The organism is Arthrobacter sp. Dra40 (genome assembly GCF_059091905.1).
Map to the genome: position 1 here is coordinate 31080 of NZ_JBNHHB010000024.1, position 18170 is coordinate 49249.

Sequence of the window (18170 nt, forward strand, 5' to 3'; positions counted from 1 at the left end):
GCGACCGGCGCCGGTTTCAGCCGGCGGCGGCCCGGGCGAGGTCTGCGGCACCGATCATTCCTGCCTTCGGCCCCAAGGCCGCCAGCCGGACGTCCGCCAGCGGGCGGAAACCCCGGCCGGTCAGGTTCCGCTCCAGCGCATGGCGGGCCGGCTGCAGCAGCAGATCTCCGGCTTCACAGAGTCCCCCGCCGATCACGAACAGGCCGGGATCCAGCGCCGCGGCCAGGTTGGCCAGCCCCAGCCCCAGCCATTCGCCGGTCTCTTCCAGCAGCCGGACGCTGGCCGGGTCGGCCCGCTTGGCCTGTTCCGTCACTACTGCGCCGGTGATGTCCTCCACCATGCCGCCCGCGGCCTGCAGCCATCGCTGGGCCACCGGCGAATTCGCCGCCGCCAGTTCCCTGGCCTCGCGGCCCAGGGCGTTACCCGAGGCATATTGCTCCCAACAGCCGCGGTTTCCGCATGCGCAGCGGTGTCCGCCGGGCATGATGACCTGATGCCCGAATTCCCCCGCAACTCCCCAGCGGCCCCGCTCCAGCCGGCCGTCCATCACCATCGCTCCGCCGATGCCCGTGCCCAGGGTAATGCACACCAGTCGCGACTCCCCCGCCCCCGCACCAAACCGGAACTCGCCCCAGGCGGCGGCATCGGCGTCGTTGACGACAGTGACGGGCCGGCGGAGCAGCCGTTCCAGGTTGTCCCGCAGCGGTTCGTTCCGCCATGCCAGGTGCGGGCTGAACAATACGGTGCCGCCGGCGAGGTCCATCCAGCCGGCCGCCCCCACGCCCACCGCCACAATCTGGTGTTCCGACGCCAAGTCGCGCACCAGCGCCGCGATAAGATCTTCCACGTCCCGCGGATCGTGGCCCGGGGTCGGGCGAACCAGTTCCGCGATCACGTTCCCGGAACCATCGACGGCACCGGCCGCCACTTTGGTGCCGCCGATATCGATCCCCACCGCCAGTCCGCTGTTCTCCACCTCCCCATCGTAGGCAAGTCGAGCCCACGTACCGGGCCGCTGGAGCACCAAGGACCGTTACCGTTTTGTAGGTTACCTGCCGGTAGGCCCTGTGATTTAGGTTATAGGCTAAAGGCAACCTCCGTCAGGGAGGCTGAGCAGAGCTGGCCACAGCTGAAGTAGTGAGGAGCTAACGTGCGCGAATACAGCGTGCCCGTCTTGGTTGACGTTCCGCGGGATGCCAACATCGCAGACCTGGTGGTTGAGCAGGCGCAGAAGGCATCGAACCCGGCCTTGTTTTCCCGCAAGGATTCGTCCGGCGCCTGGCAGGACATCCGTGCCACCGAATTCCTCGCGGACGTGACACGGCTGGCCAAGGGGCTCATCTCCAGCGGCGTCCAGCCGGGCCAGCGCGTGGGCATCATGGCCCGCACACGCTACGAATGGTCGCTGGTGGACTTTGCGGTCTGGTTCGCGGGCGCCGTGTCCGTGCCGATCTATGAGACCTCCTCCCCCAGCCAGATCGCTTGGATCCTGGGCGATTCGGGCGCGGTGGCAGTGTTCGCCGAAAGCGCCGCCCATGAGGCCAAGGTCCGCCGGGCCGCCCTCGACGAAGGCTTGGAAAACCTGAAGCACGTGTGGCAGTTGGACGAAGAGTCGCTGGATGCGCTGCGCACCGCCGGGAACGATGTACCGGACGCTGAGGTGGAGGAACGCCGCACCGTGGCGGGCCTCGACGACCTGGCCACGATTATCTACACCTCCGGCACCACCGGCCGGCCCAAGGGCTGTGAACTGACCCACGGAAATTTCGTGGAGCTGTCCAAGAACGCCGCCGCAGCGCTGCCGGACGTCGCCCACGAGGGCGCCCAGACCATCATGTTCCTGCCGCTGGCGCACGTCTTCGCACGGTTTATTTCCGTGCTCTGCGTTGCCGCGGGGGCCACGGTGGCGCATACCCCGGACATCAAGAACCTGCTGCCGGATTTGCAGAGTTACCGGCCCACGTTCATCTTGGCCGTTCCGCGCGTCTTCGAGAAGGTATACAACAGCTCCATGCTGAAGGCGGAGGATGGCGGCAAGGGCAAGATCTTCCACGCCGCCGCTGACACTGCCGTCGCCTGGTCACGGGCCGACGCGGCCGGCAAGGTGCCGCTGACGCTCAAGCTCAAGCACAAGCTCTTCGACAAGCTGGTCTACCACAAGATCCGCGAGGCCATGGGCGGCCGCGTGGAGCACGCCGTCTCCGGCGGCGGCCCGCTGGGCGAACGGCTAGGGCATTTCTTCCACGGCATCGGCCTGCTGGTACTGGAAGGCTACGGGCTCACCGAAACGACGGCGCCGATCTCCGTCAACACGCCCCAGCTGATCAAGATCGGCACGGTGGGGGCGCCGCTGCCCGGCAACGCCGTCAAGATTGCCGACGACGGCGAAATCCTCACCAAGGGGATCTGCGTGCTCCGCGGCTACTTCAACCGGCCCGATCTGACCGCCGAGGCGTTCCAGGACGGCTGGTTCCGCACCGGCGACATCGGCGAACTGGACGCCGACGGTTTCCTGAGCATCACCGGCCGGAAGAAGGAAATTATCGTGACGGCCAGCGGCAAGAACGTTGTCCCGGCACAGCTTGAAGACCAGATCCGTGCCGACGCGCTGGTGTCCCAATGCGTGGTGATCGGCGACAACCGCCCGTTCATCTCCGCGCTCATCACGCTGGATGAGGAAGCCCTGCCCGGCTGGCTGGAACGCCACGGGTTGCCGGCCAGCACCACGACGGAGCAAGCGGCCAACCACGACGCCGTGAAGACCGCCCTCCAGGCGCTGATCGACCAAGCCAACCGGTCGGTCTCGCAGGCGGAGGGGATCAAGTCCTTCCGCGTCATCCCCTCCGATTTCACCGAGGCGTCAGGGCATCTGACGCCGTCGCTGAAGATCAAGCGGGCGCAGGTACTGGCCGATTTCGACGAGTATGTGGAGCAGATTTACACCAGCGTCCGGCAATAACCGCTCCGGCGCGACGGAAGGGCTGCCGCTTCACAGCGGCAGCCCTTCCGTCGTCTGTCGGGCCGTTCGGTGTACCGGCCTTCCGGCTACGCCGGGTCGATGACCAGCAGCAGGTCGCCGCCCTGGACCTGTTCGACGGCGGAGACCGCCAGTCGCGCCACGGTCCCCCCTGCCGGAGCAGTGATACCGGCTTCCATCTTCATCGCCTCGATGGTTGCCACGGTGTCACCGGCCTGAATGGTGTCCCCCGGCTTGACGGTCACCGTGACCGCGCCGGCGAACGGAGCCGCGACGTGTCCCGGCTGTCCCGGATCGGCCTTCTCCGCGACCTTGACCTCTGATTCGACGCTGCGGTCCCGCACCGTCACGTTGCGCTGCTGGCCGTTGAGGGTGCAATGCACAGTGCGCATGCCCTTCTCATCCGGCTCGGAGATGGCTCCAAGCATGGCGATCAGGCGGACGCCCTTCTCGAGCGCGATGACATGTTCGGACCCCGGCTGCAGTCCGTAGAGGTAGTCCAGCGTGTCCAGGACGGAGACATCCCCGTACGTTTCCCGGGTCTTCTCGAATTCCTTGGTGGGGCCGGCAAAGAGCAGCCGGTTCAGCGTGGCCCGCCGGGTGGCCGAATCCGCGGCCAACGCAGCCGAGTCTTCAGCGGAGAGCACCTCGTTGCGGGGCTTGATGTTGCGCCCTTCCAGGGCTTTCGTGCGGAACGGCTCGGGCCAGCCGCCGGGCGGGTCACCCAGCTCGCCGGAGAGGAAGCCAATCACGGAGTCCGGAATGTCGTACTTCCGCGGATCCGCTGCGAAATCCGCCGGGTCGACGTTGGCGCCCACCAACTGCAGGGCCAGGTCGCCCACCACCTTGGACGACGGAGTCACCTTCACCAGCCGGCCCAGGATCTTGTCGGCGGCGGAGTACATGTCCTCGATCGCCTCGAATCGCTCTCCGAGTCCCAGCGCGATGGCTTGCTGCCGGAGGTTGGACAGCTGGCCGCCCGGAATTTCGTGGGCATACACGCGGCCGGTCGGCCCCGGCAACCCCGACTCGAACGGAGCGTAGACGCGGCGGACCGCTTCCCAGTACGGCTCCAACGAACCCACCGCGGTCAGGTCCAGCCCGGTATCACGCTCGGTGTGGGCCAGGGCGGCGACCAGCGCCGACATCGACGGCTGGCTGGTGGTGCCGGCCATCGCGGCGCTGGCGGCGTCGACAGCGTCCACACCGGCATCGACGGCAGCCAACAGCGTGGCGAGCTGCCCGCCGGCCGTGTCGTGGGTGTGCAGGTGCACCGGGAGGTCGAACCGGTCACGCAGCGCCGAGACCAGCTTGGCCGCGGCCGCCGGACGCAGCAGGCCGGCCATGTCCTTGATCGCCAGGATGTGGGCTCCGGCATCGACGATCCGGTCGGCCAAGCCCAGGTAGTAGTCGAGCGTGTAGAGGTCCTCGGCGGGATCCAGCAGGTCGCCCGTGTAGCAGAGCGCGACTTCCGCCACGGCCGTTCCGGTCTCCCGCACGGCGCGGATGGCCGGTTCCATCTGCGAGACATCGTTGAGCGCATCGAAAATCCGGAAAATATCAATGCCGGTGGCGGCCGCTTCCCGGACGAACGCCGTGGTGACCTCCTCCGGGTACGGCGTGTAGCCCACTGTGTTCCGGCCGCGCAGCAGCATCTGCAGGCAGATGTTGGGCATCGCTTGGCGCAGCGCCGCCAGCCGCTCCCACGGGTCCTCGCCGAGGAACCGCAACGCCACGTCGTAGGTCGCTCCGCCCCATGCCTCCACCGAGAGCAACTGCGGGGTCAGGGCCGACACGGCAGGTGCCGCATTCAGCAGGTCCTTGGTCCGCACGCGGGTGGCCAGCAGCGACTGGTGGGCGTCGCGGAAGGTCGTATCCGTGACCGCCACGGCCGTCTGGGCGCGCAGCTCGGCAGCAAACTTCTCCGGGCCCAGCTGCTGCAGCCGCTGCCGCGAGCCCGCGGCCGGGACCGCGGTCAGGGCGCCGGTGGCTTCGAGTGCCTGCCGAGCCGGTTCGGGCAGCTTTTCCAGCGGCGCGGTGGCCACCGGCAGCTCCCCGTTCGGCTTGTTGACCGTGACATCCGCCAGCCAAGTGAGCAGCTTCGTGCCGCGGTCGGCGGAGACACGGGCTTTCAGCAACTCCGGCCGTTCGTCAATGAACGATGTGGCCACATTGCCGGCGAGGAAATCCGGGTCCTCCAGCACAGCCTGCAGGAACGGGATGTTGGTGGAGACGCCGCGGATGCGGAACTCGGCCAAGGCCCGCTTGGCGCGGGCCGCCGCCGTCGCAAAGTCTCGGCCGCGGCAGGTGAGCTTGACCAGCATTGAGTCGAAGTGCGGGCTGATCTCGGCGCCGGTGTAGATGGTTCCGCCGTCCAGCCGGACGCCCGCGCCGCCAGCAGAGCGGTAGGCGGTGATCTTGCCGACGTCGGGCCGGAATCCGTTGGACGGGTCCTCGGTGGTGATTCGGGACTGCATGGCCGCGCCGTTGACGGAGACCGTCTGTTGGGACAACCCCAGATCGGCCAAGCTCTCGCCGGCGGCGATGCGCAGCTGGGACTGCACCAGGTCGACGTCGGTGATCTCCTCGGTCACCGTATGCTCCACCTGGATCCGCGGGTTCATCTCAATGAAGACGTGCTGCCCGGCCCGTTCGCCCACGGTGTCCACCAAGAACTCGACCGTGCCGGCGTTGGTGTAGCCGAGCGCCTCGGCGAATTTCACTGCATCCCGGTACAGCGCCTGCCGGATGTTCTCGTCCAAATTGGGTGCGGGGGCGATTTCGATGACCTTCTGGTGCCTGCGCTGGAGCGAGCAATCGCGTTCGAAGAGGTGCATGACGTTGCCCTGCCCGTCGGCCAGGATCTGCACTTCGATGTGGCGCGGCCGCAGCACAGCCTGCTCCAGGAAAACGGTAGGGTCGCCGAAGGCGGTGTCGGCTTCGCGCATGGCAGCTGCCAGGGCTTCCGGCAGATCCTTCGGGCCATCCACGCGGCGCATGCCGCGCCCGCCGCCGCCGGCCACAGCCTTGACGAAGATCGGGAAACCGATGTCCTCGGCCTCGGCCAGCAACTTTTCCGGATCGGAGCTGGGGTCGGTGGACTTCAGCACCGGAATCCCGGCCTTGCGCGCTGCCTGCAGGGCGCGGACCTTGTGCCCGGCCAACTCCAGCACGTCGGCCTTCGGGCCGACGAAGGCTATTCCCGCACCGGCAGCCGCGCGGGCCAGATCCGGATTCTCGGACAAGAACCCGTAGCCAGGGTAGATGGCGTCCGCGCCGGATTCCTTGGCCACCCGAATGATCTCGTTGATGTCGAGATACGCCCGCACGGGATGCCCGGGCTCGCCAATGAGATACGCTTCGTCGGCTTTCTGCCGGTGGATCGAATTGCGGTCCTCATGGGGGAACACGGCCACTGTCTTCGCGCCCAGTTCATAGGCCGCGCGGAAAGCCCTGATGGCGATTTCGCCACGATTGGCTACCAGGATCTTAGAGAACATTTCACTCCTGCATCATTGCCGGGTCCGGACTGAGGATTTGAGACACGACCGTCCGGCGCCAAAGCCGGCGGACTCAGTGAGCCAAGTCTCACGGACGGCCCGCTGGACTGGCAAGCCAGTGTTGCACAGATCACCTCCTTGGTGTTGTTCGCAGACGGCATGTTACGGTGCCGCGGCGGCCGCCGAAGAGAAACGCCGGGTGGCCGCGCCGATGGCACAGTCTCCTGCGGCGCTCCACCTATGATGGATAGGGTGCCGTGAAGACTTATCCGGCGCAGAAGCCCCACGACTCGATACGTTAGGTTTTGGTTTTTACGTGCAAGTAGTGAGCATCAGCAGCCTCAAGGGCGGGGTCGGCAAGACCTCGGTCACGCTGGGCCTGGCCTCTGCGGCGCTGGCAGCGGGAATTCCCACCCTGGTCATCGACTTGGATCCGCATGCTGATGCCACCACGGGGCTCGGCGTCAAGCCGTCCCACCCGACCGACATCGGCCGGTTGCTTAAGAACGCACGTAGAGCCGATCTGTCCGAGAACGTCGCCCCGAGCGGCTGGGTGGGCGCAGCGGAGTCCGGCCCGGCCACGTCGTCGGGCCGAAACGTCCTTGATGTCGCCGTCGGCTCGGCCTATTCCGGCATCTACGACCGCCCGGACCTCAGCCGCCGGGACTTGCGCCGGCTTTCCACCGTGCTCTCGCGCGTGAATGGGTATTCACTGGTACTCATCGACTGCCCGCCGTCCCTCAACGGCCTGACGCGGATGGCATGGACTGCCAGCAACCGGGTGTTGCTGGTGGCCGAGCCCAGCCTCTTCTCGGTTGCAGGCACCGAACGCACCATGCGGGCGATCGACCTGTTCCGGGAGGAGTTCGCGCCGGAGCTCAAAACCGCAGGTGTGGTTGCCAACCGCGTCCGGCCCAGTTCCAACGAACATAATTACCGGCTGGCGGAAATGAAGACCATGTTCGGTGACCTGCTGCTCTCCCCCACCATCGTTGAGCAAGCGAACTGGCAGCAGATCCAGGGGGCGGCACATTCCGTCCATCAGTGGCCCGGCGAATCCGCCAGGCAGGCCGCCTCGCTCTTCGACGACCTGCTCAAGAACATCACCGATTCGGGCCGGATGCGCAGCCGTGCGCTCCGCCGCCAGCCCAGCTGACCAAGCGGCTCCCTCTGCCGCACCGCGGCGAAGACCGCCCCGATCCGACATAACAGCGGGAGGGGCTCCGAAACCGGAGCCCCTCCCGCTGTTGTTAAGTTGTGCTGAGGTCAGCTGATTTTGCGCGCTGCGCGCCGACGGCTCAGTTCATCGTCGTGGAACTCGTGCTGCTCGGCGGCGTGTTCACTGGGGAGCTGCGCGAGGCTGCCCTCGACCTCCCGCCACACCCGGCCGACCGCAATGCCGAAGACGCCCTGCCCGCCCTGGACGAGGTCGATGACTTCGTCGGCGGAGGTGCACTCGTAAACGCTGGCGCCGTCGCTCATCAGGGTGATCTGGGCCAGGTCTTCCACGCCGCGTTCCCGCAGGTGCTCAACGGCGGAACGGATCTGCTGCAGCGAGACACCGGTGTCCAGCAGGCGCTTGACCACCTTCAGGACCAATATGTCCCGGAAGCTGTAGAGGCGCTGGGAGCCGGAGCCCGACGCGCCGCGGACGGCGGGTTCCACCAGTCCAGTACGTGCCCAGTAGTCCAACTGCCGGTAGGTGATACCGGCTGCCTTGCAGGCTGTGGGGCCGCGGTAACCGGCGTCCTCGTCCAGCACGGGCAAGTCTTCGGTGAACAGCAGGCCCTGGGCGCTTGCGGGTATGGCAGCACCGGTCGTTCGAGCGTGCGGCATCTCGCCTGCATCACCTTTAGGACTCACGTGAACCCTCCTTGTCGAAGTTCCCTGTGGGGAAGTGAGCATCGCAGTCAGCCCAGAGGTCTGGTTTCAGTCTGCCCTGAGTTGGCCTGCGGTGCAATGGGAACTGTATGCTTCGACGTTAGAACGGCGGGGGCCGCCGGTCAAAGACGCTGGCATTTTTGCTGCGGCGTGTCGGATCCGGTGCCCTTGGCCTGGCCGGCTTCAATGCGGGAATTGCATCCCGGCAGCGGCTACTTTTCGAAGTCCTCGGGCTCTACGTCGGCAAGGAATTCGCGGAACTGGCGCAGTTGGCTTTCCGCGTTGTCCTGCGTCTCGCCGCCCGATTCCTCGTCGTCGGAAGCTTCGGCGATCTTGACCCCTGCCTCCTCCATCACCTCGTCCGCGCAGTAGATGGGGCACGGCACGCGCAGAGCGACCGCGATGGCGTCCGACGCACGAGAGCTGACGGTAGCGCCGCCGTCGAAAACCAACTCGGCGAAGAAGACTGTGTCCTGCACGGTGACCAGGCGGACTTCGGTGATGCGCCTGCCCAGCGCCTCCACGACATCGTTGAGCAGGTCGTGCGTCATGGGACGCGGCGGCTTGATGCCTTGTTGGGCGAAAGCGATGGCGCTGGCTTCCGGAGCGCCTATCCAGATGGGAATATGACGCTCCCCGTCGGTTTCTTTGAGCAGCACCAGCGGCTGGTTCGACGGAAGCTCGATGCGGACTCCGACAACCTCTAGTTCGAGCATGGCTCCTCCGTTCAGCGCTCCATCTGCGACAGATGCCCGTGGACCAGGGCAGTGTGCAGATTCAGGCACAGATCGCTGATTTCCTTGGCGGTTTCCGCGGCACGGGCACGCGAGGCGACGTCGCGGCGGGAGGCCAGCGGCGCCACGGCCCGCTCCACCAGCCCCACTTCCCGGTCCGCCGCGGCCCGGAAGGACCGGAGGTGCCGCGGCTCGATTCCGTGGCTGCCCAACTGCATGCAGGCGCGAACCACCTTGAGCGCGTGTTCGTCGAAACGCGTGTCCTGCTCGTGGATGAGACCGTAGGCGAGCAGGTCGTCCACCAATTCCGGCGAAGCTCCGCTGACCTGCAGGAGCTCCCCTCTTGTCAGTGCCCGGCCGCGACCGTTCAGTTCAGCGGCCAGCGGGTCCGACACCATCCTGGGCGCCAGCGTCATGCCGCCGGGCAGCGCCTCCGGCCGCTCGCCGCGGTCGATCGCGTCCAGATAGTCCTTGATCACCTTGAGCGGCAGGTACTGGTCCCGCTGGAGCGCCAGCACAAAACGGAGCCGCTCAACGTCCTGGCCCGTGTATTTCCGGTAGCCGGCCGGCGTGCGTTGTGGGCTGATCAGGCCCTTTTCCTCCAAGAACCGGATCTTGGAGGCGCTGATCTGCGGGAACTCGTCCGTCAGCTGCTGCAACACCTCGCCGATATTGAGGACGCTGCTGCGGTAGCCCTCCCGGGACGACCCGAGGGTGCGCCGCGCTGGCTGGGGCGCCGGCACCGGTTAGCCCTGCCCCTTTGCCGCCGTGCCTGCGTAGAAGGTCAGGCGGAACTTGCCGATCTGCACTTCATTGCCGGTCCGCAACTGCAAGCTGTCCACCCGGTCGTTGTTGACGTAGGTGCCGTTGAGGCTGCCCGAGTCAACGACCATGAAGCCGTCGCCCGACCGGCGGAATTCAACGTGTTTGCGGGAGACCGTCACATCGTCCAGGAAGATGTCCGCCTCCGGGTGCCGGCCGGCCGTAGTGACGTCCTGGTCCAGCAGGAACCGGGCACCGGCATTAGGGCCGCCGTGGGCTATCAGGAGCGCCGACCCGGCCGGCAAAGCTGCCACCGATGCCTCTTCCTCGGGGCTGAGCATCGGCTTGACGTGGGCCAGAGTCTGCGGCGGCAAAAAGATGGATGTGGTTTCCGCATGCGCCTCTAGGTGCCGGCCGTGGCCGTGGCCGTGCCCGTCGTTTGCGGCGTTGCGAGCGTCGCCCACCATCAATAGATCCTCCGTAAAAATGTAGCGGCCAACCGGTCTAAGACCGGTTGGCCGTCGATTTGGTTCCGGTAGCTCTAGCCTACCTGCTGTTCATACTCCGGGGCACTGAGCAGGGTCTCCAGCGCCCCCGGATCCGACAGCTTCACCTCCAGCAGCCAGCCCTCCCCGTACGGATCGGAGTTGATCAGTGCCGGATCGGACTCCAGCGCGTCGTTGACGGCCACGACTTCGCCGCTCACCGGAGCGTAAATGTCGCTGACGCTCTTGGTCGATTCCACTTCACCAACGACGTCGTTGGCGGTGATGGAGGAGCCGGCTTCCGGCATCTGCACATAGACCACGTCGCCGAGGGCGTCTTGGGCAAAGTCGGTGATACCCAGGCGCACAGTGCCCTCGGCATCTGCGGCAGCCACCCACTCGTGCTCAGCGGTGTACTTCAGGTCGGCGGGAATATTGCTCATAGGTTGCCTTTCTCGCACCATGGACATCCAGTTGCTCCAGGCAAGAAACCGAGTTCCCCGCCATCGCTGAAAGTATAGGCACACAAGGCCCTGCACAAGCTAATGGAAAGGGCCCGTGGGTCTCACCGGACCACCTCAACGTTTGCGGCGACGTCGGAGCCGGCGGAAGTGAGACGTGCAAGGGCCTCGGGCTTGAACCCCTTGACCACCAGCCACAGGCCCATGCCAAACTCCCATATGGCCAAGAAAAGTGCCCCGAAACCAGACAGCGGCGACACCGGCCCCCACAGACCGAACAGCATGCCGACAGCACCCGCGATGAGCAACGGAGCACCGATGAAACCGAAGACGGGGAGTATTCGCGGCAGCAGGCGTGACTTATACATGAGCGAACCGAGCAACAGCGCATTGAATGCCGGGAGGAGGCCTTGGCCGAGAAGGGTGGTCCAGATGTGCTGGGCGAGCAGTGCCTGGCCGGTGACCAGCGACTCTTCGCCAGAGCCGGCTTGCCGGAGCGTGACGATCGACATGAGGGCCACAACACCCGCAAAGATGGCGCCGGCTTCGAGGGTCCGAGCTGCAACGAACCCGAGCGCGATGCCCTCGTTCTGCCTCTTGACCACCGGGTACAACGCGACACCGGTGCCAATACAGGCGAGGGCGACGACCACCTCAAGGACCCCTCCCAAGACGACTGCTGTGTCCGGGCCCGGCCCCGTGATGTAGGCCGGATCGCTCTTCACCTGGCCGTACAGAAACAGCGTCGGGATTGACACGAAGGTGAGCAGATAGAGCCCGCCGGCGGCCAGCGAGGTCTTTCGAAGCGGATCGATCGGAACTCGCTTCAAAGTCCGGGACTGCTGAGTGAATTTCATTGTCATTCTCCTGCAACGGGCGATCGTTGCCTGGCTCAAGGGATACCTAAAGTGTACGGCGTACACCTACTGCTTCGCCAGCCCAGCGTACGCTGTACACTTGTCAACGGCGGATTTTGCCATGCGTTGAGAGGTGACGGAATGATTCAGAAAGCCGAAGGCAGAGCGCGCGTTCGCCTTAACCGGAGCCGGGTCCTGGAAACCGCCGTCGCCCTTGCAGACACACTGGGGATCGACGCGCTCAGCATGCGCCGGCTTGCGCAGGAGCTCGATGTGGTCCCAATGGCGCTGTATAAGCACGTCGCAGACAAGGAGGACCTGCTCGACGGGATGGTGGAGGTCCTCATCCGGGAAATCGACCCGCCGGCCCCTGGGGCCGATTGGAGGAGCGCAATCCGGCTACGGGTGCTCTCCGCCCGGCAGGCGCTCCAGCGCCACACGTGGGCCCGCCAGGCGATCGAATCCCGTGCACGCCCCACCCCTGCCGTACTGGAGTATCAGGATTCGTTCGCCGGCATTTTCCTTGCTGGCGGATTCACCCCCGACCTCGCCCACCACGTCATGCATGCCTTGGGGGGTCGGATGTGGGGGTTCACCCAGGAGCTCTTCGACGGGTCGGCCGCCCCGGCGGCGGAAGCGCCGCCCGCGCTGACGCCGGAAGCGCAGGCGGCCATGTTCGCCCAGATGCAGGAGCTGTACCCGAACATTGTCACCGTCGCCACCGCGGCGCAACATGACGACGGCTCGGTCATCGGTCACGGCTGTGACGATCAGTTTGAGTTCGAGTTCGCGCTGGACCTGCTCCTCGACGGATTCGAGAGACTCCACCGGCAGGGCTGGTCGTCCGCCCAGGTAAGGAAGCGGCAAGATCCGGCCAAGTAGGCCAGGCCTACATAACGTTCGGGCCACTCGATGAAAAAACGTCCCGCTGCCCTGCTGGGCGGCGGGACGTTCATCATGCCGGAAACCACAAAGGGCCGCCAACCAGTATCTTCTACTGGTCAGCTGCCCATTTCCGTCGGGTTGACAGGATTTGAACCTGCGACCCCTTGACCCCCAGTCAAGTGCGCTACCAAGCTGCGCCACAACCCGAAGCTCCGCCTTCATGCATCCGGCGGAACCACCTCAAATACTGTACAGCATTTTTGCACCGGCCATGACCACTCGAGGGCCCGCCCGGCGCAGCGGCCGCCGGCACGTTGTCCGGCGGCCGCAGCCAGGTCAGCGCTTGCGTGCCCGCTTCTCGCGAACGCGCATGCTGACTTCGATCGGGGTGCCTTCGAAACCGAAGGTTTCGCGCAGCCGGCGGGTGATGAAACGGCGGTAGCCCGGATCCAGGAAGCCGGTGGTGAACAGCACAAACTTCGGTGGGCGCGAGGTCGCCTGCGTGCCGAACAGGATGCGCGGTTGCTTGCCGCCGCGCACCGGGTGCGGGTGGGCGGCCACCAGTTCGCCCAGGAACGCGTTGAGGCGCCCGGTGGGGATGCGCTTGTCCCAGGACTCGAGTGCACGGTCCAGCGCCGGCACCAGCCTGTCCTTGTGCCACCCGGTCTTGGCCGAAATATTCACCCGAGGCGCCCACTCCACGTGGGCCAGATCCTGCTCGATCTCGCGTTCGAGGTACCGGCGGCGGTCGTCGTCCAGCAGGTCCCACTTGTTGAAGGCGAGCACCAGCGCCCGGCCCGAATCGATGGCCAACTGCAGGATGCGCACGTCCTGCTCGCTGAGCACTTCATCCACGGCCAGCAGCACGACGGCGACCTCCGCCTTTTCGAGCGCGGCCTGGGTTCGCAGCGAGGCATAGAAATCGGCGCCCTGCTGCATGTGCACGCGGCGGCGGATGCCGGCCGTGTCAACGAACCGCCAGGTGCGTCCACCAAGTTCGATCATTTCGTCGACCGGATCACGTGTGGTGCCGGCCAGCGAGTCGACCACCACCCGCTCGCTGCCCGCCAGCTTGTTGAGCAGCGACGATTTGCCCACGTTCGGGCGGCCGATCAGCGCAACCCTGCGGGGGCCGCCGGTACGCTCCAGTCCCCCATAGGCGGAAAATTCGGGCAGCACGTCCATGACGGCGTCGAGCATGTCGGCCGCGCCCCGGCCGTGCAGCGCCGACACGGGATGTGGCTCGCCGAAACCGAGGCCCCACAGCGTGGTGGCCTCGGCTTCCTGGGCCATGTCGTCCACCTTGTTGGCCACCAGGATGACCGGCTTCTTCTTGCGGCGCAGCATCTTCACGACCGCTTCGTCCGTGGCCGTAGCGCCCACATTGGCGTCAACCACCAGCAGAACGGCGTCGGCCATGTCCACCGCGATTTCGGCTTGGTCGGCCACGCGGGCGTGGATCCCCCTGGCGTCGTGTTCCCAGCCGCCGGTGTCCACCAGCGTGAAGGGGCGTCCGTTCCAGTGGGCCGAGTAGGAGACGCGGTCACGGGTGACACCCGGAGTGTCTTCGACCACGGCCTCGCGCCGGCCCAGGATCCTGTTCACCAGCGTGGACTTGCCCACATTGGGCCGGCCCACGATGGCCAGCACCGGTGCTACGCGCAGCGGCTCTTCCTCGGAGATGGGTTCTTCTCCGGCGGCCAGCAGTGCCGCGTCTTCGTCATCAAGCTCGTAGTCCGCCAAGCCGGCGCGCAGCGATGCTGCCCGCAACTCGGCTTCGTCGTCGTCAAGCGCAAGCATGCGCTCGACGACCTGGTCTTCGCCCGCCGGACGGTATTCCTCGTCGGCCGGCCGTTCCGCCGGGGAGGATCCGGGCTGGGTCTCACTCATCGTCTGTTCCTTCTGGGTAGGCTGCAAGCCGGTTGTCGCTGCGGGTGTGGGCGGCCGGAAGCCGCTGCCCGGTGAACGCCACGCTGTGCCGGACATGGCCGGACAACTGCCGGCGGATCGCTTCGGCTGCAGTGTCAATTGAAACACGCCCGGACGCCGAGGGCAGCCGCCGGTAGGTCTGTGACCTCGGCGGCGTCCCCGGCGCCCCGGCTTCCCTCGGGCAGGATTCCGACACAGCGGCCCTCGGCCAACAAGGCCTTGGCGTCGCCGAGGGCTGCCCGGTCACCGCTGCGGTCCACCGGAATCTGACCGGAGTACTGCAGGACCTTGCCGAGGAATCCGGTGAACATTTCCTGTTTGACCAGCACGTGCATCGGGCGGGCGCGCCCCCACCATCACCGGACCGTCGAGGTAGCTCAGATGGTTGCCTGCGAAGATGACCGGGCCGCCGGCCGGAACATTTTCGCGTCCATGGATGCGGGTCCGGTAGACCAGATGGTCCAGTACCTTGCCCACCGGCCGGCCCAGCGCGGACCCCAGCGGACGGGGCGGTGAATCCTCCGGCCCGGGCGGGCTCAGTGCGCGGCACGCCGCACGACGGCGAGCACCGCTTCCACGGTCTGTTCGAAGTCCAAATCGGACGAATCCACGGTGAAAACGCCGTCCGCGGCCTCGGAGAAATTCACGACCGTCGAATCCTTGGCGTCCCGGGCCAACACCTGCTCGTGCAGGTCGGCGTCGCTCTGGGTGCCGCCCAGTTGGAGGCCGCGCCGCCGCAGCCTTGCCTCTTCGCTGGCGGTCAGCAGCAGCCGCACCTCGGCGTCGGGCGCGACTACCGTAGTGATGTCGCGGCCCTCGGCAACAATCCGGCGGCCCGAATCCGCAATGATCTGCTGCTGGCGGCGGACCAGTTCGGCCCGTGCGCCCAGCGTGGTGGCCACGGCGCTGACCGATGCGGAGATGGACGGCTCGCGGATCTCGTCGGTGATGTCGGTCGAGCCGATGCGCACAAATTCATCGTCCGGGTTGGTGCCGATCTGCAGGTCCACGTCCTTGCAGGCTTGCTCGACCGCAGCTGCGTCGGCCAGGTCCACATCGGTGTTGACGCAGTACCAGGTCACGGCGCGGTACATGGCGCCGGTGTCCAGATAGGACGCATGCAGCCGGCGCGCGGTTTCCTTGCTGACGGACGACTTGCCGGAGCCCGAGGGCCCGTCGATGGCAACCACCAGGGCCTTGCCCAGCCGGTAACGAGCCATGTCCACTTCCGCCGCGCTCATTGCACAACCTTCCATCCATGTGAGGTGAGATATTCGATCAGTTCGTGGCGCTTGCTGGGCAGCACCGCGATCTCCGCCAGTCCCACCGGCTGGCCGGCCGAGTGCGCTAGGCGGAGATCTTCCAGGTTGATGCCCACCTCGCCGATTTCGGTCAGCAGGCGGGCAATTTGGCCAGGGGTGTCGTCGACCAGCACGGTCAGCCACGCGAACGCCTGCGGAGGCGCACCGTGCTTGCCGGGAATCCGGGCCTGGCCGGCGTTGCCCTCGCTGATCAGCTGGGCCATATCCAGCCGGGCGCCGTCGGCCTCCGGCTGTTCCAGAGTCCTGATCAGCCGTTCCAGGTCTTCGCGGACGCCGTACAGGAGGTTCACTAGCCGGGCCGCGTTGGCGCCGAGGATCTGCACCCACAGCGCCGGGTCGCTGGCAGCGATCCTGGTCACGTCGCGCAGGCCTTGGCCCGACAGCGACAAGGCATGCGCCGGGGTGTCCTGCAGCCGGCTGGCCAGCAGCGAGGACATCACCTGGGGCAGGTGCGAAATCATCGCCACGGACGTGTCATGCTCGTCCGCGGACATCCTCGAAACCACGGCGCCCAGATCGATGGCCAGCGCCTGCGCGGTCTTCACGGCGCCCGGCAAGGACCATTCCGACGGGCACAGGACCCACGGCATCGACGTGAAGATCTCGCCGCGGGCGGCGACCGGACCCGATTTCTCGCGGCCGGCCATCGGGTGGGTGCCCACGTAGCGGCCAAGGTCGGCCTCGGTCAGGTCCGGGTCCTTGGCCAGGGCCTCGAAGACGGCCGTCTTGACGCTGGCAATGTCCACGACGACGGCGTCCGGGTAGTCGCGCAGCGCCTGGGACACCACGGCGGCGGTAACATCCGGCGGCGCCGCGACGACCACCAACTGTGGCTCCACGCGTTCGCCCGCCGGCAGGACCCGTCCGGCGCCGATGTCCTGGGCCACGGCCTGGGCCGACGGCGAAGGATCCGACAGCAGGACGTCAATACCGCGGGCACGCAGGCCGAGACCGATGCTGGCCCCCAGCAGCCCGGTTCCGATCACCAGGACCGGCCCGGACAGATGGGTGGCCTGCACATGTGCTGGGTTCACCTGCTACATCCCCACCAATGCCAGCAAATGTCCGGCTTCTTGGCGGCCCAGTGCGCGGATGCTGCCCTGGCGCTGATCGCCCAGCCGGATGGGTCCGACCTGGGTCCGGACCAGCCGTTCCACCGGGTGGCCGACGGCGTCGAACAAACGCCGCACCACCCGGTTTTTGCCCGAGTGCAGCACAACTTCCACCAGGACGTGTCCCGGAGTGGAGTCAACCAGCTTGAACGAATCAACCGAGGAAACGCCGTCTTCCAGCTCGATTCCGGCTTTCATCTGCGCCCCAACACCGTGAGCCATGGGTCCACGGACTTGCACTAGATACGTCTTGGGGACCTGGTAGGACGGATGGGTGAGGCGGTTGGCCAGCTCGCCGTCGTTGGTCAGCAACAGCAGACCTTCGGTGGCCTGGTCAAGCCGGCCCACATGGAACAGCCGCTGGCCCTGCTGGGGCTTGAGGTAGTCGCTGATGCACGGGCGCCCTTCGGGATCCTCCATCGTGGAGACAACCCCCTTGGGCTTGTTGAAGACCAGGTAGGTCAGCGTCTCATCCATCTGCACGCGGATACCGTCCACGTGGATGACCGCGCGGGCGGGATCGACCCGCACGCCGAGCTCACGCACGACGACGCCGTCCACTTCAACCCGTCCGGCCTGGATCAGTTCTTCGCACACGCGGCGCGAGGCGACACCGGCCCCGGCGAGGACCTTCTGCAGGCGCACTCCCTCGGGATCGTGCAAGTCGGAGACTGCTCCGGCGCCGGCACCGGAACGCGAACCACGAGCGGGTCGACTCACGGGGCCCAGGTTCTGGCCGAAGCGCTCCCGGCCGAAGGCCTTGGGCCCTGCGGGGCGCTGCGGCTTGGCACCGCGGGCCTTACCCGCACCGGCCTTGCCGGCGGCCTTGCTGCCGTAAGGTTTGCCGGTGGCCGGCTTACCTGCGCCCGGGCCCGCCGTCGACGGCTTGCGGCTCCCCGGCTTGCCCGCACCAGGTTCGGCCGGTCCCCTGCGGGCACCGGGCTGACCGGCACTCTTGCCGAATTCGCTGCGGCTCTGGTCCCGGCTGGCGCCGGAGCCGGGGCGGCCGCCACCCGGCTTGCTGGCACCGGTCCTGCCTGCGCCGCCGGCACCGCTGCCCTGAACGGGCCGGCCGCGCCCCTGGGCCGAGCCGCCTTCCGGTCGGCGCTGGGCGTCGTCCGAACGGCGGGCGTCGCCGGGACGGCGGGCGTCGCCGGGACGCTTTCCGCCGCGGGGATTATTCCGTCCGGAGCCGGAACGAGGCGGTTGTGTCATGGTGGATCCTTACCCGTGGGAACTACGTCAATGGTCTGGCGCTGCCGGCT

General features: G+C 66.8%; 15 protein-coding genes, 1 tRNA gene and 1 pseudogene. 3 read left to right on the forward strand and 14 right to left on the reverse strand.

Going from position 1 to position 18170, the window contains the following annotated elements; all coding sequences use genetic code 11:
* Positions 1–16 precede the first annotated feature (16 nt).
* The gene (locus AC5RWT_RS12910; RefSeq protein ID WP_494080534.1) at positions 17–976 is read right to left on the reverse strand and encodes an ROK family glucokinase; all 960 of its coding nucleotides are present in this window, start codon (positions 974–976) and stop codon (positions 17–19) included.
* A gap of 174 nt (positions 977–1150) precedes the next feature.
* Here AC5RWT_RS12910 and AC5RWT_RS12915 point away from each other — a divergent pair, with 174 nt between their 5' ends.
* A complete protein-coding gene (locus AC5RWT_RS12915; protein WP_494080535.1) occupies positions 1151–2959 on the forward strand; it encodes an AMP-dependent synthetase/ligase in 1809 nt (602 codons plus the stop codon).
* An 86-nt stretch (positions 2960–3045) separates the two neighbouring features.
* Here the strand turns inward: AC5RWT_RS12915 and AC5RWT_RS12920 are convergent, their stop codons facing one another.
* Positions 3046–6477, reverse strand: coding sequence for a pyruvate carboxylase (locus AC5RWT_RS12920; RefSeq protein WP_494080536.1), 3432 nt, complete (start codon positions 6475–6477; stop codon positions 3046–3048).
* 316 nt (positions 6478–6793) lie between these two features.
* On the opposite strand from AC5RWT_RS12920, the gene AC5RWT_RS12925 reads away from it, so the two are divergent.
* A complete protein-coding gene (locus AC5RWT_RS12925; protein WP_494080537.1) occupies positions 6794–7633 on the forward strand; it encodes a ParA family protein in 840 nt (279 codons plus the stop codon).
* Positions 7634–7743: 110 nt separating this feature from the next.
* On the opposite strand, the gene AC5RWT_RS12930 is transcribed toward AC5RWT_RS12925, so the two are convergent.
* From AC5RWT_RS12930 to AC5RWT_RS12955, 6 genes are all read right to left on the reverse strand, one after another.
* Positions 7744–8340 (reverse strand): MerR family transcriptional regulator, encoded by a 597-nt coding sequence (locus AC5RWT_RS12930; RefSeq protein ID WP_494044138.1) that lies wholly within the window; start codon positions 8338–8340, stop codon positions 7744–7746.
* A 230-nt stretch (positions 8341–8570) separates the two neighbouring features.
* Positions 8571–9074 carry a bifunctional nuclease family protein gene (locus AC5RWT_RS12935; RefSeq protein ID WP_494044139.1) on the reverse strand — a complete coding sequence of 168 codons (504 nt, stop codon included), beginning with the start codon at positions 9072–9074 and terminating at the stop codon, positions 8571–8573.
* Positions 9075–9085: 11 nt separating this feature from the next.
* Positions 9086–9763, reverse strand: coding sequence for a transcriptional regulator FtsR (gene ftsR, locus AC5RWT_RS12940; RefSeq protein WP_494044207.1), 678 nt, complete (start codon positions 9761–9763; stop codon positions 9086–9088).
* A 75-nt stretch (positions 9764–9838) separates the two neighbouring features.
* Positions 9839–10321 carry an FHA domain-containing protein gene (locus AC5RWT_RS12945; RefSeq protein ID WP_494044140.1) on the reverse strand — a complete coding sequence of 161 codons (483 nt, stop codon included), beginning with the start codon at positions 10319–10321 and terminating at the stop codon, positions 9839–9841.
* 74 nt (positions 10322–10395) lie between these two features.
* Complete coding sequence (gene gcvH / locus AC5RWT_RS12950) at positions 10396–10782, reverse strand: glycine cleavage system protein GcvH (protein WP_127514488.1); 387 nt, start codon at positions 10780–10782, stop codon at positions 10396–10398.
* Positions 10783–10904: 122 nt separating this feature from the next.
* Positions 10905–11657 carry a DUF4386 domain-containing protein gene (locus tag AC5RWT_RS12955; protein ID WP_494080538.1) on the reverse strand — a complete coding sequence of 251 codons (753 nt, stop codon included), beginning with the start codon at positions 11655–11657 and terminating at the stop codon, positions 10905–10907.
* 141 nt (positions 11658–11798) lie between these two features.
* On the opposite strand from AC5RWT_RS12955, the gene AC5RWT_RS12960 reads away from it, so the two are divergent.
* Positions 11799–12539 (forward strand): TetR/AcrR family transcriptional regulator C-terminal domain-containing protein, encoded by a 741-nt coding sequence (locus AC5RWT_RS12960; protein WP_494044142.1) that lies wholly within the window; start codon positions 11799–11801, stop codon positions 12537–12539.
* A gap of 136 nt (positions 12540–12675) precedes the next feature.
* On the opposite strand, the gene AC5RWT_RS12965 is transcribed toward AC5RWT_RS12960, so the two are convergent.
* The 6 genes and pseudogenes from AC5RWT_RS12965 to AC5RWT_RS12990 form a co-directional block, all read right to left on the reverse strand.
* A tRNA-Pro gene (locus AC5RWT_RS12965) sits at positions 12676–12749 on the reverse strand.
* 129 nt (positions 12750–12878) lie between these two features.
* The gene (der, locus tag AC5RWT_RS12970; RefSeq protein WP_494080539.1) at positions 12879–14432 is read right to left on the reverse strand and encodes a ribosome biogenesis GTPase Der; all 1554 of its coding nucleotides are present in this window, start codon (positions 14430–14432) and stop codon (positions 12879–12881) included.
* A pseudogene (locus AC5RWT_RS12975) lies at positions 14425–14948 on the reverse strand (lysophospholipid acyltransferase family protein). The gene der and the pseudogene AC5RWT_RS12975 overlap by 8 nt, the downstream one beginning before the upstream one ends.
* A 59-nt stretch (positions 14949–15007) precedes the next feature.
* Positions 15008–15712, reverse strand: coding sequence for a (d)CMP kinase (cmk, locus tag AC5RWT_RS12980; RefSeq protein ID WP_494080540.1), 705 nt, complete (start codon positions 15710–15712; stop codon positions 15008–15010).
* Positions 15709–16827 (reverse strand): prephenate dehydrogenase, encoded by a 1119-nt coding sequence (locus AC5RWT_RS12985; protein ID WP_494080541.1) that lies wholly within the window; start codon positions 16825–16827, stop codon positions 15709–15711. Before AC5RWT_RS12985 ends, cmk begins: the two co-directional genes overlap by 4 nt.
* Positions 16828–16830: 3 nt before the next feature.
* On the reverse strand, positions 16831–18120 hold the full coding sequence (locus AC5RWT_RS12990; protein WP_494080542.1) for a pseudouridine synthase: 1290 nt from the start codon (positions 18118–18120) through the stop codon (positions 16831–16833).
* Between the last annotated feature and the right edge of the window lie 50 nt (positions 18121–18170).